Source organism: Gilliamella apicola (assembly GCF_003202915.1).
In the GTDB taxonomy this organism is placed as follows: Bacteria; Pseudomonadota; Gammaproteobacteria; order Enterobacterales; family Orbaceae; genus Gilliamella; species Gilliamella apicola_Q.
The window spans coordinates 776,103-792,940 of record NZ_QGLP01000004.1 but is presented as its reverse complement, the minus strand read 5'-3'; the positions used below and the strand labels follow the sequence as shown (position 1 = coordinate 792,940).

Here is a 16,838-nt window from a genome sequence, read left to right as displayed (position 1 = left end):
ATTCATAGATTAATGCCGACAATCACATCTTGGTATAAAATATTCATGTAATGGATGGATAAATTGAAAAAGCGGACGACAACTAAATGCTTCACTACTAAAATCAAATATAACTGGCGGTTCATTTTTTAAAATGCTTCCGACCCATTGAAATATTTCTTTATTGTCATCTATTGAACTGCTTAATGGTAAAAGCATTCCTCCTTCAAAATAACCATGGACCACATTTGTTATCATATTTGAATCAGAATCTAAGATAATTAAATGTCTTATAATGATTTCGTTTTTGCTTGGAGTTTCATAATTTTGTATATAAAAGCGTAGACCGATCGCTTCAGCCATAAAATTATCACCCTTTATTAAATCTTCTGGATTATATACAGGTATAAGGGAAGTAATTTCGTCATCACTTTCAAGAACAGGAAAGTCTTTGCTATCAATTTGATGCCAAACTAGTGGAGTTAAGGGTTTCTGTAGAAAAGGATTTTCCTTACCTATATAGACAATATAGGATGCATATTGATCAAACATGTTTGAATTTAATTTAAATCCAAACATATATGCATCTAATTCATAAGGTTCATGAGGATGATAATAAGTATTCACGACAGCAAAAGTATTCAACCCATAAACAGGAACCGATTTTAATTTATTATTTAAGTAATCATAGATAAATACTGTATCATCTTCTGATATACCTGCCAAATTGAGCAATTTAGTACGGTATGAACCCGTGAGTAAATATTGTTCTTTTTTATAAGTTTTTTTTTCAGTGCTTGGAATTAAATAGATATCTTTTTTGTATTTGTTATCATATAAAACAATATCATCAGATAATGAAATAAAGTCAAATTCGGGCTCATCTTTAATATAATCTATCGAGGTGAGTGTATACATTCGAATATCTTCCCTATAATGTCCCCCTTCCCATTCTAATAATTTGTTTCCACCTAACATTTCCGCGCTACTGCAAAAACTAATTGATGATAAGGCAAAAATTGTAAACAGAAAGCTAATTAATTTATTTTTCATTTATTAGTTCACCATTTTCCTTAAATATACTTCTCACATCCATATGGCATCGCAATAATTTTAACTTATTGTTAATCATTAGTTTTCAATAATCGCTGATTTAATTTTGAACTAACAAGACTGATTTGGCCAATTATTTTTTCTTAATAATAAAAAATAATCTTCTCTGTTACAAACACTTAATTCACAACAGCCCTATCCTATATATTTATTGGGATTAAAGAATATATTTTCAATGGAATTAGTTATAACTGGTTTCTCTTTACGCTATCAGTGAATAATAATGTTAATCAAATTAATAATATCATGTTAATTAATGTCTCATTTTATTGAGATATATATTTTATTATGCTAAAAACTAAATCATACTGCTACAAAGAAATCATTTAGTTAGAATAACTTTCTTAATGCCTATTGTCGCACTTTATTATTAAACTTTTATAAGATCGGTCAATAAAATCAATAACTGGGCAGCCAAATGATTTCCACTCAAAACCAAATATTACTAAAGGTTGATTTTTAAATAATCTACCTGACCATTGGACTTTATGTTGGAATTCTGGATGTTGATCATTTAAAAATGCAGGAATAATCTCATCATTAAAAGCATATTCACTGTTAAATAAAATAGCCTCTCCCTGATCTTTAATAACTACCTGTCTGTAATAAGCACTATTAACATCAATTTCCTGAGAAAAATGATCTTGAACATAATAATTCCATCCATTCGCTTTAGCCTGATAAGTTTTGTTAAAACTGTCCTGAATAAATTTAGAGAATATCTCTGTCTTACTTATTATCGGAAAATCTTCATTGTCTATTTTTTTCCAGTCTAATGCTGTAATTTGTTGCAGAGCAAAAGGATTTTCTTTGCCTATATAAACTAATGTTTGGTAACTATCGGGATCGAGAGCCTTCGGCAATTGATTGGAAGTTAATCTGAAGCCAAATTGATAATAATTCTCAAATTTACATGGTTTTTCATCCATACTATACGCATCTATAATTGCGATTACTTCTAATTCACTAATAGGGTAAGTGGTTAATTGATTATTCTGATAATCATAAAGATAGTAGGTATCGGTTTCCGCTATCCCAGTTGCTTCCATAAATCGTTGCCGATACTCTTTATTTAAAATATATATATCTTTTTTATAGTTACCAACTGTATCTGGAATTAATTGAAGATTTCTAGGTAAAATAACCTCACCATTTTCATCATAATTGTCAAATGTAATGTTTTCGGATAGCGAGGTAAAATAAAAAGCGGATTCATTTTCTAAATATTCGATATAATCAAGAGTGAATATATCTAATTTTTGCGTTGCATGACTTTTCTGCTGTTGTACTTTATTGCTTTCATTAGCATAAATGTCACAACTTAGTAAGATCAATATACATATCGATATTATTTTCTTTATTTGCATTTTATTCACTTCCCTATGTATTAATTCATCAATATCTGGCCATTACGACGAATCAAAACCTATTATCACTAAAGTTTGAATAATTTAATCTAGAGTAAAACAATGTAAATGTAAATGTAAATGTAAATGAACGTGTAATGGTGCCATTAAGTTATCCATCGCTATAATGTTGGTGGCGTTATCTGATAATCTAAATCAAATTCATTGCGTGTTTTTCACTGTTGATAAAAACTTATCATCTGTTGATTAAAATCTTCACTATCTGCTCGTCTTTATCGTCGTTTTATCATCTTCGTTTTTGCCATTTTTAAGAATAATTTATCTTATTTCTTAAAAAAGTTGTTCCAACTATTAATAATTTAGAAGAACAGCAAAAAACGGATTGGATGGCAGCGGATTATCCTAGCGATATTTTTGAACCACATCACGGACAAAAAACATTGAAGTTTATCCAATACCAAGGCGAGAGGTTTTTATTGTTAAAAAAAACCATAGTCATTCAATTAATTTTATTTATAGTTTATACTTTCACCAAAGTATTTACTTGGTTTTTAGTAATACCAAATTATTCGCAAAAAAAATAATACAATCAAACTCAATATATTAGCTATATATTGAGTTTGATTACGATTAAAAATCAATTATTGATAATAATTAATTGAGATGATAAGGAATATCATGGATATAATACGTTTCTTTCTCCGTCTACCCTATCGAATCTTCTGTATCGGTCTAGAAGCGATTCTCTATTTTGCACTTTTTCTACTAATCGTATTACGATCCATATTATGGTTTATAAGCCCGATTATTGGTCAAATTAATTGGTCGATACCTAAGTGGTATCCACGTGCTAAAGATATCTATCAATCATCAATTAAAAGACTCAATAACTATAGTTTAATTATTGGTAGTGTTGTTATTTTGGGAATTATTGCCTATTTCAGTGGTAATTATGCCTACCATTGGTACTTAAATAAACCAAAACCTATTGAGCCAGCCCCCGTAATTGTTAATACGTATGGTATTTCTTTTTATACACCTAAAGAATCAGGTACGCTTACTAATCCTAATCAATCTTATTTAAAAATCAAATTTATTGGACATACACGATCACCCGCTCCGATAGATAAAATTGGTAAGGAAATAACTGAGGGTATTCAAATTTCACCTGAAATTAAAGGGACTTGGAGTTGGCATGACGATGTAAATATCTATTTTAAACCAGAACAACCCTGGCCAATGGGTGAAACCTATACAGTTAAATTGGATGATTCGAAGTTACTTGATTCTAACAATTTAATAAATAAAAATGAGAATATTTTTACATTTAAGACAACCGATTTTTCTTTTGAAATAATAAACAATGAATTATATCAAAATCCTATTGTTCCTGATGATAAGCAAGGTATTTATGAAGTAAAATTCTCTCATCCTGTCGACCCGACAACCTTTGAACAAAATTTAAAATTATCACTATTTGAAATAGCAAATAGAAGATATGAGCCAAATAAATTTGTCCAAAACATAAACTTTACAATTAATTATAATAAAGATAAAACAAGTGCCTATATAAAAAGTGATAAATTAGAACTTGCTGAGATGAATAGGTATTTATCATTAAAAATTGCAAAGGGTGTAACATCTTCAATGGGCGGCTCCCCAACAACCTCAGAAAGTTCGAAAGATATCCGTATACCGAATAAATATAATCTTAGTATCACTTCATCTGATATTTCCTTTGTTGAACTGTCGAATAATGAAATACGTCAAATTATCACAATTAATTTAAGCTATAATGTTAAAGCTAGTGATTTACAGAAAGCATTATCAATCTGGCAGTTACCGGATCCAAACACCAAATATAGTGAGGAATATTACGATAAAACCGATAACACATACAAAACTAAATATTTTATCGATAAAGCCATCTTAGATAAATCGAAAAAATTAACAACTAGATACATTGAGACTGACGACAATAGAACTTATCAAAATCAATTCAGTTTTGAAATAAACGGTGATCAACGTCAACAGATATTTATTACTGTTGATCCATCTTTAACGTCCGAAGGTGGCTATACATTTAAAAATAGATATGAGAAATTGATGCAAATTAGTGAATATAGTAAATTGCTTAATTTTGCTGCAGCTGGTTCCCTATTATCGCTATCAGGTGATAAAAAGATTCCTGTCGTTTCTCGTAATGTTAATCAAATAAAGTTAGAACTCAAACGTGTTATTCCATCCCAATTACAGCATTTGGTCTACGATAATGACAGTGATTTTAGTTCAATGAGCTTTGAATATTATAAAAGTGATAATTTTGTTGAAAAATATTCAATTATAAAAGATGTTAAAGGTAAATCAGGGGCTATTCATTACTCTGACTTCGATTTGACACCATACCTTAAAAAAGATGTTAAAGAAAACGAAGTTAATCGCGGAGTATTTTTATTAAATCTCTATGCTCAAAATGATGATGCAGTAGAAGGTGAAGAGCCTTACGATTATTTCACTTCTCGATTCATATTAGTGACAGATTTAGGCATTATAAATAAAAAATCACTTGATGGCTCTTATGATCTCTTTGTGCAATCTATCAATAGTGGGTTACCTGTTGCCGGTGCTAAAGTTTCCATACTCGGTGCCAATGGTATTGAAATTACCTCTTCAATCACCGATAACACTGGTCATGTCAATTTCGCATCATTATCAGATTACTATAAAGGTATAAAACCGTTGTTATTCTTAATTGAAAAAGGTAAAGATATGTCATTTTTGCCAATTTCTAAAGGTTATCGCTATTATGACAGAAAACTTAATTACTCTCGTTTTGATGTCGATGGTCAATATGAAACAGTTGATCGAGGAGAGTTACATGCGCATCTATTTTCTGATAGAGGAATCTATCGACCAGGCGATACATTCCACATTGGGATGATCATTAAAGCTGATGATTGGACTAAATCATTGAATGGAATTAAGTTAGCAGCCAACATTTATGATGCTAAAAATAATCTTGTTACAACTAAAAAAATCAAAGTTGATGATTACGGCTTTAATGAGATTTCATTTAAAACGGAAGAAAGTTCTCCAACTGGACAATGGCATGTATATCTATACATTGATGATGATGAAAATGATTTGGAGGATGATGATCAAAATTTCCTAGGTTCTACTTCAGTGACTATTCGAGAATTTGAACCAGATAAAACTAAAGTTATCGCACAAATAGTAACTGAAAACAAACAAGGATGGATTAATCAATCGGATATAATTGCCAAAGTGACAGCAAAAAATCTCTTTGGAACCCCAGCCCAAGACCGTCGAGTTGAGAGTAAATTATATTTACAACCAACGAGATTTAGTTTTAAAAAATATGAAGATTATCAGTTTTATCGCGTAGGTAATAACCGTAGTAATTTCAAAATTGAACTTGAAGACAATTTTACAAATGAAGAAGGAATTGCTGATATTGATTTGCATATTGAAGACTTTGAAGGTCAATATGTAGCCAAATTCTTGACTGATGTATTTGAACCAAATAGTGGTCGTAGTGTTGCAGCAACTGATTCAATTTTGATTTCTCCATCTGATTATTTAATTGGGGCAAAACCTGATGGTCAGTTAAGTTATATTAAACGGGACAGCAAGCGTTTACTTAATCTTATTGCAATAAATCCAACTTTAGATCAAATTACACTAGATAGCCTCAAACTCGTTACCCTTGAGAAAAAATATCTTTCAGTGTTAGTAGAACAGTCTTCGGGTGTTTATAAGTATGAATCTAAACAAAAAGATGTGGTAATTTCACAAATTCCTTTTGAAATTGATAATAAAGGAACTGTTTATCAGATTCCAACTAAAACCCCAGGTAACTATATTCTTCAACTGTTAAATAACCAAAATGAAGTAATTTATCAAACTGAATATACGGTAGCAGGATCAGCAAATGTAACACGTTCATTAGATCGTAATAGTGAATTAATGTTAAAAATTGATGCTAATCAATATAAACCGGGTCAAGTTATAGAAATTGCAATAACCGCACCTTATACCGGAAGTGGAATCATCACTATCGAAAGGGATAAGGTGTATGCATGGAAATGGTTTAAAACAGACACGACCAGCTCAGTACAAAAAATCACTTTACCTGAAGAAGTGGAAGGAAATGCCTATATCAATGTGCAGTTTATTCGTGATCCAAATTCAGAAGAAATATTCATGAGTCCGCTTAGTTATGGTGTTGTTCCATTTAAGGTCTCAGATGATAAATTTATGGAGAAGGTAACATTAGAAACACCTGAATTAATCAAACCTGGAGAGACGATTCCAATCACAATTAAAACTAATAGCCAACAACGTGTCGTAGTTTTCGCTGTTGATGAAGGTATTTTACAAGTTGCTGGCTACCAATTAAAAAATCCAATTAAAAACTTTATACGTAAAAAAGCGTTATCAGTAAGAACAGATCAAATTTTAGATCTTATCTTACCTGAATATAAACGTTTATTAACTTTATCTGCACCAGGTGGTGATCAAGATAGTGATGATAAACTTAATGCTAATTTGAATCCATTTAAACGTAAGACCGATCAGCCTGTTACCTATTGGTCCGGAATTATAGACGTTAATGGTGAAAAACAACTCAATTATAAAGTACCTGAATTTTTCAGTGGAAAAATTAGAGTGATGGCAGTGACAGTCGGTAAGAAAACAATGGGTGTTACACAAACGTCTACTACAGTGCGTAATGACTTTGTATTAAGCCCTAATGTACCTTATTTCGTCACACCAAACGATGAGTTTGAAATAAGTTTATTAGTTGCAAATAACATCACTGAAATCGGTAATGAAGAAATCCCAATTAAGGTTAAGCTAACCACAACGCCACATCTAGCTGTTTTAGATGAGTCAATTAAAACCGTCAAGTTAGCATCAATGAAAGAAGGTACTTTAAGTTTTCGTTTAAAAGCAACCGAACAATTAGGTAGTGGTGATTTACTCTTTACAGCAACCTATAAAGATAAAACGATAACAAGACAAGTAAGTACTTCTGTTCGTCCGATAAATCCTTATCGAATAAAAACAATTATGGGTCGAATGGATGGTAAAACACAAACCTTTTCTGGGTTTAGACAAATGTATCCAGAATTTAATGAACAGAATGCTGGCGTCTCTTATTCTCCAATGATCTTAGCTAAAGGTCTTACCGAATATTTAGATAATTATGAATATTTTTGTTCTGAACAGATTGTTAGTCGTGCTTTACCACTGGTGATTGGCAATAAATATCCTGAATTCAATTTGATCACCGATAAAACGATACCATTTACCGGAGTAATGCAAAAACTACAAAGCCGTCAAAATAGTGAAGGCGCAATTGGTTTATGGTATTCAACTCATAATGTTGATCCATTTATTACACTTTATACGGTCCACTTCCTGCTCGAAGCAAAAGACGCAGGATTAGTAATACCAAAAGATCTACTAGAAAATGCAAATAAATATGTTAAGTTAGTTGCTGCTAGTAGTTTAACTGATCGTTACAACTTGCGATTGCGAGCTTATGCAATTTATTTGCTAACTAGACAAAATATCATTACAACTAATCAAATTGCTTCAGTCATTGAGGATTTAAATCATAATTACCAATCTTGGTCTACTGATCTTACAGCGTTGTACTTAGCGTCATCCTACAAAATGCTGAAAATGGACAAACAAGCAGATAATCTTTTAAAACCGATTTGGAAAGATCTCTCCAAAGCCTATGATAAAGCATGGTGGAATCACAATTATTATGATCCATTAGTCATTGATGCTGGAAAAATCTATTTAATCGCAAAACATTTTGATAATAAAATCAATGATATCCCTGCGCAAGCTCTTGAAAATATGGTGTTAATGCTAAATGAGGAACGTTATACTACTCAATCAGCCGCGATGACTATGTTGGCTTTAGATAGTTATAATTCAGCAATTAAAGCTCACGAGTTAGATGAAAACGATCTTACTGTCACAACAAAATCTAACGATCAACAGGCAAAAATTGCAACTATTGCTAAATTGAAAAACTTGTTAGCTAAAGGAAAATTTAATGATTCGGTAGAGTCTATTAGCTTCCATAACGCTAAAGATTTGCCAGCATGGTATTCAATATCGCAGAAAGGCTTTGATCGTTCAATTCCACAAGAACCAATTAATAAAGGGTTTGAAATTTACCGTGAATTTACCGATAACGATGGTAAGCAAATTGATACTGTGAAATTAGGTGATACTATCAATGTAACCGTTAGAGTCCGTTCAATATCTAAAGAAGGATTAACCAACATTGCAATTGTTGATATGCTACCAGGTGGTTTTGAAGTTGTTCAACAAAAAGCAATTAATAGTCATGCTGAATCTGAAAACAATGAGCAAAGTGATGCTAGTGAAAATGATAATTCTGAAGAACAGTGGATATCACCAATTGCCACAGGTAAATATACTTGGTATCCAGACTATACAGATGTTAGAGAAGATCGCGTGATTATTTATGGTTCGACTAGAAGTGATCAAGTACAAACATTTAATTATCAGATAAAAGCGACCAATATTGGCCACTACACTGTTCCTCCAGCTTATGGTGAAGCAATGTATGATCGAGATATTCAAGCTGTATCTAAAGGCGGAAATAAGATTATTATTGAGCCTCGTTAATTAACCACTAGCAGAGGGTAAATGCCTTCCCTCTGCTATTTTGTATTTATTGCATGATTACTAACATTAGTTTTTTAATTTTATATCATCATTGGTGTAACTTAATAAAATGGTAAAACAATTTAGGTATATTGAGAATATTATTGTTATTCTTATTATTCTTTTTTTAATCGTCATTGCCTTTCGTTTAACCCCTAACCCACCGTTAAACCAATCGCTAAATTTTTCCACTATTTTGTATGATGAAAACGACAAACTACTGCGCATAACTTTAGCAAACGACCAACAATATCGAACATGGACGCCTCTGGAAAAAATTTCTCCACACATCATTAATGGTCTTCTTTTACATGAGGATCAGTGGTTTTATCATCATTTTGGATTTAATCCGTTTAGTTTGATAAGAGCATTTTGGGCAACCTATATCGGAGGTGGTAATCGACAAGGCGCATCGACCATTACTATGCAACTGGCACGTATGCATTGGAAAATCAATACTAAAACAATAGCTGGTAAATTATTACAAATATTTAGAGCTATTGAATTAGAGTTAAAATACTCTAAACATGACATTTTAGAAGCCTATCTTAATTATGCCCCTTTCGGACGAAATATAGAAAGTATCGGAGCGGCATCGTTAATTTATTTTGATAAAACGCCTGATAAAGTTAACTTACCTGAAGCGTTAACGTTGACAGTTCTTCCTCAATCACCTACTTATCGTATAGACAAGAAAAAAGGCATTGCAGGTAAAGCATTAGTTAATGCTAGACAACGATTATTTGAACGTTGGCAAGAACACTATGCAACCGAAGATAATATAGCTGCGCTATTTGACTTACCGCTAATCATGCGTCAACCAGAGCAATTACCGTTTATCGCTCCGCATTTCACCAACCAAATACTTCAACAACAAATTCAAAAAAACAATACAAAACAAAATGTTATTAAAACAACATTAAAAATAGATCTACAAACAATTATTGAGCAACAAGTCAGCGCGTTTATTGAACGCAATAAAATAAAAGGGATTTATAATACATCTGTATTATTAGTTGATAACAACACAATGGAAGTGAAAGCATTAGTTGGATCTGCCGATTATTTTAATCATAGCATCCAAGGGCAAGTTAACGGAACTGATGCTAAACGTTCACCCGGCTCAACACTAAAACCTTTTATTTATGCCTTAGGTATGGATCAAAGTATTATTCATCCCAAAACAGTATTAAAAGATGTCGCAACAGATTTCGGATTTTATACGCCAGAGAATTTTGATCACCATTTTAAAGGCCCTATCTCTGTTACAGATGCGCTAATTCACAGTCGTAACATTCCTGCAGTATATGTTGCTGGTAAATTAAAAAAACCTTCATTTTATCAATTTTTAAAACAAGCCCATATTCGTGAGATGAACACAGAAGATCATTATGGTTTAGCTTTAGTTCTTGGCGGAGGTGAAGTGACAGCCCAAGAATTAGCAACACTATATGCCATGTTAGCGAATCAAGGTATTTGGCAACCGTTAAAAATGACAAGAAATACCGATAATCGAACACGTTTAAGTCAGCGTCTGTTGAGTCCTGAGGCGAGTTTTATGACATTAGATATGTTATTAAAAAACACGCGCAATGAAGATATTTTAGCTAAAAAACAGCAATCTCTAACACCTATATATTGGAAAACAGGCACATCTTGGGGATTTCGCGATGCTTGGACAGCGGGAGGATTTAATAATTATACTCTTATTGTTTGGATGGGTAATTTTGACGGGCATAGCAATAGTGCTTTTATTGGTGCTAATGCCGCAGCTCCACTATTTTTCAATATTATTGATTCAATAACTGCATATTATCCAAATCATAAAGGTTATCAAAACCCAATTCCGCCTAACTTAACGCAAGTCGATATTTGTTTACCTAGTGGGAATTTAGTTACGCAATGGTGTAAGATAAAGGGGAAAACGTGGTTTATACCAGGTGTATCACCGATTAATATTGATACAGTTTATCGCCCTGTTGTAATTGATAATAAAACCAATAAAGTTGCTTGTCCTCCTTTCAATCCGAAAGACACACATGTAGAAGTTCATGAATATTGGTCATCAGACTTAGCTAACGTATTTGCTAAAGCGGGAATTCCCAAAAAAACACCACCTAATAGTGCACATTGCGAAACAACACAAAATTATATCGGTTCTCCTCCACGTATTACTTCACCTTTAAAAAACGTTGTTTACAAATTAAGACTAAGTAATAAAGAAAATGAGAAAATTGTGCTAAATGCCATTACTGATGGTGAAGTTAAAAAATTATATTGGTTTGTCGATAAAAATTTTCTTGGAAGTAGTTCAGTTGAAAATACTCTGGATTGGGTTCCTAACAAAAGTGGCATTTACAAAATATCTGTAATCGATGATCTAGGGCAAAGCGACAGTAGAAAATTAAAAGTTGACTTAATTGATTAATAAAAACCAGACTAATACTCTTACTAACGCTATAACAACGTGATGCATAACGTTAAAAATATAATTTACAAACTTGATATTAGTCGAAATTACTAAACACATTAAAATATATTAGGTTCTTTAATTATTACTTTTGTTTAAATTATTCGAACAAGGATCCAAGATCATTATAAAACCAATCGATTATGTTCAATATGCTAATTTGTGTCAATTGGATTAAAAGATAACTTAATTAAACAAGCGCAAAGCCATAATGACCAAATTATGTTGAACTCAGGCCGTGGTTAATTCTAGTTTCATCGTTACTTAGCTTAGACAGTATTTCTTTCAACTCGGATTTTTTGCTATTGCAGAGCTTGAAATATCCTATTCTTATTTAAATGGTTGTTTAAAAACTACATCTATGAGGAGGGCTATAGCAGATTAGATTTAGGTCATGACCAGAAAAAGATGAATCAATAAAGTCTATTACTGGGCACTCTTTCCCCCCCATTGAGAAAAAACCAAAAACGACTAATGGTTTATTTTCAAATAACTTTCCCGTCCATTGTTTTTTGTATTCATGATCTTTATCTTTGCCATTTAAAGGTAGACGGCCGTATAACAAACTTGAAGCATGGTCATCATTACGTAAGATTTTATTCTTCTCATTCTTAATTAATAAACTCCCACAAACAGGGTAATTGCTGTGAAAAGGAGGTTGCTTTAAATAGTAATGTAATCCGTGTGCTTGGGCTAAATAATCATACTTTTTATCGCTAATTTTTTGCCAGTTTAATAAAGTTAGCTGCTGTTGAGCAAAAGGACTTTCCTCGCCAATATAAACAAACGTTGTATCATTAGGATCGTAATTTTGAGGTAGTTGGCTCAACGTTAATTCAAATCCAAAGTGATAATATGTTTCATCAATAGGAAAACAATCATCCTTTAATGCAAATATATCTAATTTACTAATGGGAAAACTATACAATTTATTATATTCATAATTATATACGAATAAGTTATCGGTTTCAGATATACCACTGGCAGTCAAAAAATTTTGTCGATATTTTGGGGGTAATTGATATTTATAGTTATTATAACCATCGTCTATATCAGAAAATATTGGTTGAATAGATTGTTTTTTATAGCCTTCTTCGTCATAAATAACAATATGACTGCCCCAGAGTACCGATACAAAATAGAATTTTGGCTCGCTATCATCAACAAGATTAAGTTTAAATATCGCTAATCGCTCTTGTATATTGCCAATTGCATAAAAGCTACAACTTAATAAGAGCAATATACACATCGGTATTATTCTCTTTATTTGCATTTTATTCACTTCCCTATGTATTAATTCATCAATATCCGGCCCTATAGAGCCTACCGTTTACACGGATAAAAACGATGAGCGCAGTGTAGATTTATGTCATATTTAGAAAGAGGTGAATCAATAAAGTCTATCACTGGGCAGCCCATTTCTGAGAAAAAACCAAACACGACTAATGGTTTATTTTTAAATAATTTTCCCGTCCATTGCTTTTTGTATTCATGATCTTTATCTTTGCCATTTAAAGGTAGAGTGTTGTATGCCTGAGTTAGATCTTCATTAAGTAAGATTTTATTCTTATCATTCTTAACCACTAAACTCGCACATTCAGGATAATAATCTGGGTCCCAAGAAGATTTCCCTAATGTCCATAAATAGTAATGTAATCCATGAGCTTGGGCTAAATAATTATCCTCTTTATCGCTAATTTTTTGCCAGTTTAATAAAGTTAGTTGCTGTTGAGCAAAAGGACTTTCCTTTCCAATATAAACAAACGTTGTATCATTAGGATCGTAATCTTGAGGTAATTGGTTCAACGCTAATGCAAATCCAAAGTGATAATATGTTTCATCAGTAGGAAAACAATAATCTTTTATTGCAAATATCTCTAATTTACTAATGGGAAAACTATACAATTTATTATATTCATAATTATATACGAATAAGTTATCGGTTTCGGATATACCACTGGCAGTCAAAAAATTTTGTCGATATTTTGGGGGTAATTGATATTTGTCCTTTTTATAACCATCCTCTATATCAGGAAATATTGGTTGAATAGATTGTTTTATATTGCCATCTTTGTCATAAATAACAATATTACTGCCCCAGAGTACCGATACAAAATAGAATTTTGGCTCGCTATCACCAACAAGATTAAGTTCAAATATCTTTAATCGCTCTTGTGCATTGCCAATTGCATAAAAGCTACAACTTAATAAGAGCATTAAACAAACTGGTACTATTTTTACTATTTTCATTCTCATCCACTGAATGTTATTTTTGTTCAATAATTTAACTCATCATATCAATCATTTTTTAATGATTAATTTAATGGCGATTATCGCATTTTATCGTGATGCTTTTATAAGATGGTTGAATAAAGTCTATTGTTGGACAGCCAAAAACCACATCTACAAAGCCAATTACGATTAACGGTTTATTTTTAAAAAGTTTCCCTGACCATTGCCTTTTATATACATGATTCTTATCTTTTCCATTTAAAGGGGTTAGATGTACATCCCCAATTTGATAATCATGGTCAAATAAAATGTTGTTCGTCTTATTCTTTACTACCAATCTGCCACAAACAGGATAGTCAAATGGTGCCACACATTCTGTTAAGTAATAATTTAATCCATAAGCTTGAGCTAAATAGTCATAAGTTTCGTTATTACTTTCTTGCCAATTTAATAAAGTAAGTTGTTGTTGAGCAAAGGGATTGGTTTTCCCAATATAAACAAACGCAGTTTTATAAGGATCGAAATCTGGAGGAAATTGGTTAGCTGTTATTGCAAAGCCAAAATTATATTCAGTCTCATCTATTCCACCAGAATAATCATCTTTTATTGCAAATGCTGCTAATTTGTTAATCGGAAAACTATACAATTGATTATGAACATAATCATATACGAATAAGGTGTCTGTTTCTGATATTTTACTTGCAGCCAAAAACCGTTGTCGATATTTTTTAGTTAATAGATATTGCTCTTTTTGGTAATTATCAGTTGGGTCTGGTTCAAAAATATTAGTTTTTCTTTTACCATTTTCGTCATAAGAATTAAAAGTAATGTTTTCCGATACAGATGTAAAATAGAATTTTTTCCCCATATGTTCTAGTGGAAAAAGATTAAATATATCTAATGTTTCTTGTGTATTGCCAACTGCATAAAAGCTACAACTTAATAAGAAAAATAAACATATCGCTACTATTTTTTTGATTCGCATTTGATTATTTTTCCAGTTGTTTTAACCATGCTATCTCTTGAGCCCAAATATCTGGATTAATAGTTTCAAGAATAAGTGGAATTTCATCAATTCGTGAGTCTTGCATAATAAATTTAAATGCGGTTTCACCAATGGTGCCTTTGCCTAAGCTGTCATGACGGTCAACATGGCAGGCAAGTTCGCTTTTAGCATCGTTTAAATGCATACCTCGTAAATATTTAAAACCGACAATTTTTTCAAATTCGTCAAATGTTTCTTTGCAGGCTTTTTCGCTGCGTAAGTCATAACCAGCAGCAAAGGCATGACAGGTATCAATACAGACACCAACACGGCTTTTATCTTCTACTTTGTCGATGATTTGTGCCAGATGTTCAAATTTATAACCTAGGTTAGATCCTTGTCCTGCTGTGTTTTCTATCACAGCGACAACACTTTTGGTTTTATCTAGCGTGATATTTATCGATTCGGCAATACGCGCTAAACAATCATCAACCGATATTTTTTGTAGATGACTACCAGGATGAAAGTTTAGCAAGGTTAAGCCTAATTGTTCACAACGTTGCATTTCGTCCAGAAACGCGGTGCGTGATTTTTCAAGTTGTTCACTATCAGGGCTACCTAAGTTAATAAGATAACTATCATGCGGTAGGATTTGTTTACTAGTAAATCCATAGCGTTCACAACGTTTTTTGAAACTATCAATCACTGCTGTTTCAAGCGGTTTTGCATGCCATTGTCGTTGATTTTTGGTGAATAAAGCAAAAGCGGTTGCACCAATTTGATAAGCATTAATAGGAGCATTATCGACACCGCCAGCAGCACTCACATGTGCGCCAATATATTTCATAGTCTTTTCCTAGTTTGAGCCACTGTTTCGTTGAAGTTGATCGCGCAAATTAGGTGGTACACCTTTAATCACTAGTGAGTCAGTTTGCGGATCCCATTTGATACGTTCACCTAATAGATCGGAATCAAAGCTTAAGGTTAATCCCCCACCGCTACCCGAGAATTTTTTGAGTTGGCGGAGTGAACTACGGTCGACAGGGAAAGTGTCTTCTAGATCATATTCACTATTTTTGACAAATTCCATAAAATTATTTTCAGCAGTAGTTGGCAGTTCGTTGGCAAGATTTTTCAGTTCAATTTCTTCGCCTGCTTGCAACTGTGCTTGGCAATAATTATAAACATTTTCGCGAGCATTAGTTTTATCCTGCTTGTCAAATTGCATCTCTTGGCAATAGTCATCAACCGCTTTAACTAAGGTTTTGTTTTGTGCTTTGGCATCTAGCCCCTCACTCGCCCCTAAATAATCCATAAAGAAATCGGATACTTTTCGTCCAACTCGACCTTTTAAGAAGGTCAAATAGCGTTTTGAGTCTGGAGCGGTTTCCCACTCAGTGATGTCTATGCGAGCAATGATATCAGCATGGTCAATATCCAAATATTGGGTTTCAGATATGTTAAGTTGGTCATTAACCAACATACTTAAACAGCTATTTAACACAGCAATAATAAGATATTCAACAGCCAAATATCGGTAGTGGCAAAAGATAACCGTACCACCTTCTGCAAATGGATATTTGGCTAATTCATTACGCAGCTGTTTGGTTGATTCTTGACTAAAATTAAGAAAATCTTGATTACCTAAACGTAACTCTTTAAATGATTGTTCAAAAAGACTTTCACTATTAAATAAACCATATGCTTTACTTTTATTGTTGTAAATTCTATTAATATCTTCAATCAAGTTAGCAACAGCTTGTTCATTACCGAGGAGTGAGTCACGAAGTTGTAATTCGATATCCGTATCGCTTTTTCTTATTAATTTATGTAAAACAACGTTTTCTATTTGTACGCTCATGGAGATTCCTAATTAGCTAGACGATTTAATAGTGTCTATTTTATCAAAGCACTAAAAAAGTGCTATCATCAATTCTTATCTCTGTTAAACTAG

General features: G+C 32.3%; 9 protein-coding genes. 2 read left to right on the top strand and 7 right to left on the bottom strand.

Annotated elements, in window-relative coordinates; genetic code table 11:
• Positions 1-9: 9 nt before the first annotated feature.
• The gene (locus tag DKK79_RS05145) at positions 10-1,032 is read right to left on the bottom strand and encodes a hypothetical protein (RefSeq protein WP_110423118.1); all 1,023 of its coding nucleotides are present in this window, start codon (positions 1,030-1,032) and stop codon (positions 10-12) included.
• A 404-nt stretch (positions 1,033-1,436) separates the two neighbouring features.
• On the bottom strand, positions 1,437-2,459 hold the full coding sequence (locus DKK79_RS05140) for a hypothetical protein (RefSeq protein ID WP_110423117.1): 1,023 nt from the start codon (positions 2,457-2,459) through the stop codon (positions 1,437-1,439).
• Positions 2,460-3,137: 678 nt separating this feature from the next.
• Here DKK79_RS05140 and DKK79_RS05130 point away from each other — a divergent pair.
• Together DKK79_RS05130 and pbpC are read left to right on the top strand one after the other, a co-directional pair.
• Positions 3,138-9,158 carry an alpha-2-macroglobulin gene (locus DKK79_RS05130; RefSeq protein ID WP_181415231.1) on the top strand — a complete coding sequence of 2,007 codons (6,021 nt, stop codon included), beginning with the start codon at positions 3,138-3,140 and terminating at the stop codon, positions 9,156-9,158.
• Positions 9,159-9,267: 109 nt separating this feature from the next.
• Positions 9,268-11,625 (top strand): penicillin-binding protein 1C, encoded by a 2,358-nt coding sequence (pbpC, locus tag DKK79_RS05125; protein WP_110423115.1) that lies wholly within the window; start codon positions 9,268-9,270, stop codon positions 11,623-11,625.
• Positions 11,626-12,013: 388 nt separating this feature from the next.
• Here pbpC and DKK79_RS05120 read toward each other — a convergent pair whose 3' ends face one another.
• The 5 genes from DKK79_RS05120 to yejK all read right to left on the bottom strand — a co-directional run bounded on the left by DKK79_RS05120 (position 12,014) and on the right by yejK (position 16,745).
• The gene (locus DKK79_RS05120) at positions 12,014-12,916 is read right to left on the bottom strand and encodes a hypothetical protein (RefSeq protein ID WP_110423114.1); all 903 of its coding nucleotides are present in this window, start codon (positions 12,914-12,916) and stop codon (positions 12,014-12,016) included.
• 74 nt (positions 12,917-12,990) lie between these two features.
• Positions 12,991-13,917, bottom strand: coding sequence for a hypothetical protein (locus DKK79_RS05115; RefSeq protein WP_110423113.1), 927 nt, complete (start codon positions 13,915-13,917; stop codon positions 12,991-12,993).
• 70 nt (positions 13,918-13,987) lie between these two features.
• Positions 13,988-14,884: a hypothetical protein gene (locus DKK79_RS05110; protein ID WP_110423112.1), complete on the bottom strand. Its 897-nt coding sequence runs from the start codon at positions 14,882-14,884 to the stop codon at positions 13,988-13,990.
• A gap of 4 nt (positions 14,885-14,888) precedes the next feature.
• The gene (gene nfo, locus DKK79_RS05105) at positions 14,889-15,731 is read right to left on the bottom strand and encodes a deoxyribonuclease IV (RefSeq protein WP_110423111.1); all 843 of its coding nucleotides are present in this window, start codon (positions 15,729-15,731) and stop codon (positions 14,889-14,891) included.
• A 9-nt stretch (positions 15,732-15,740) separates the two neighbouring features.
• A complete protein-coding gene (yejK, locus tag DKK79_RS05100) occupies positions 15,741-16,745 on the bottom strand; it encodes a nucleoid-associated protein YejK (RefSeq protein WP_110423110.1) in 1,005 nt (334 codons plus the stop codon).
• Positions 16,746-16,838 lie beyond the last annotated feature (93 nt).

Coding starts and splice junctions, on each gene's coding strand:
- DKK79_RS05115 (WP_110423113.1), bottom strand. CDS start 13,917: ATGAAAATAGTAAAAATAGTACCAGTTTGTTTAATGCTCTTATTAAGT.
- DKK79_RS05145 (WP_110423118.1), bottom strand. CDS start 1,032: ATGAAAAATAAATTAATTAGCTTTCTGTTTACAATTTTTGCCTTATCA.
- yejK (WP_110423110.1), bottom strand. CDS start 16,745: ATGAGCGTACAAATAGAAAACGTTGTTTTACATAAATTAATAAGAAAA.
- DKK79_RS05110 (WP_110423112.1), bottom strand. CDS start 14,884: ATGCGAATCAAAAAAATAGTAGCGATATGTTTATTTTTCTTATTAAGT.
- DKK79_RS05120 (WP_110423114.1), bottom strand. CDS start 12,916: ATGTGTATATTGCTCTTATTAAGTTGTAGCTTTTATGCAATTGGCAAT.
- DKK79_RS05130 (WP_181415231.1), top strand. CDS start 3,138: ATGGATATAATACGTTTCTTTCTCCGTCTACCCTATCGAATCTTCTGT.
- DKK79_RS05140 (WP_110423117.1), bottom strand. CDS start 2,459: ATGCAAATAAAGAAAATAATATCGATATGTATATTGATCTTACTAAGT.
- nfo (WP_110423111.1), bottom strand. CDS start 15,731: ATGAAATATATTGGCGCACATGTGAGTGCTGCTGGCGGTGTCGATAAT.
- pbpC (WP_110423115.1), top strand. CDS start 9,268: ATGGTAAAACAATTTAGGTATATTGAGAATATTATTGTTATTCTTATT.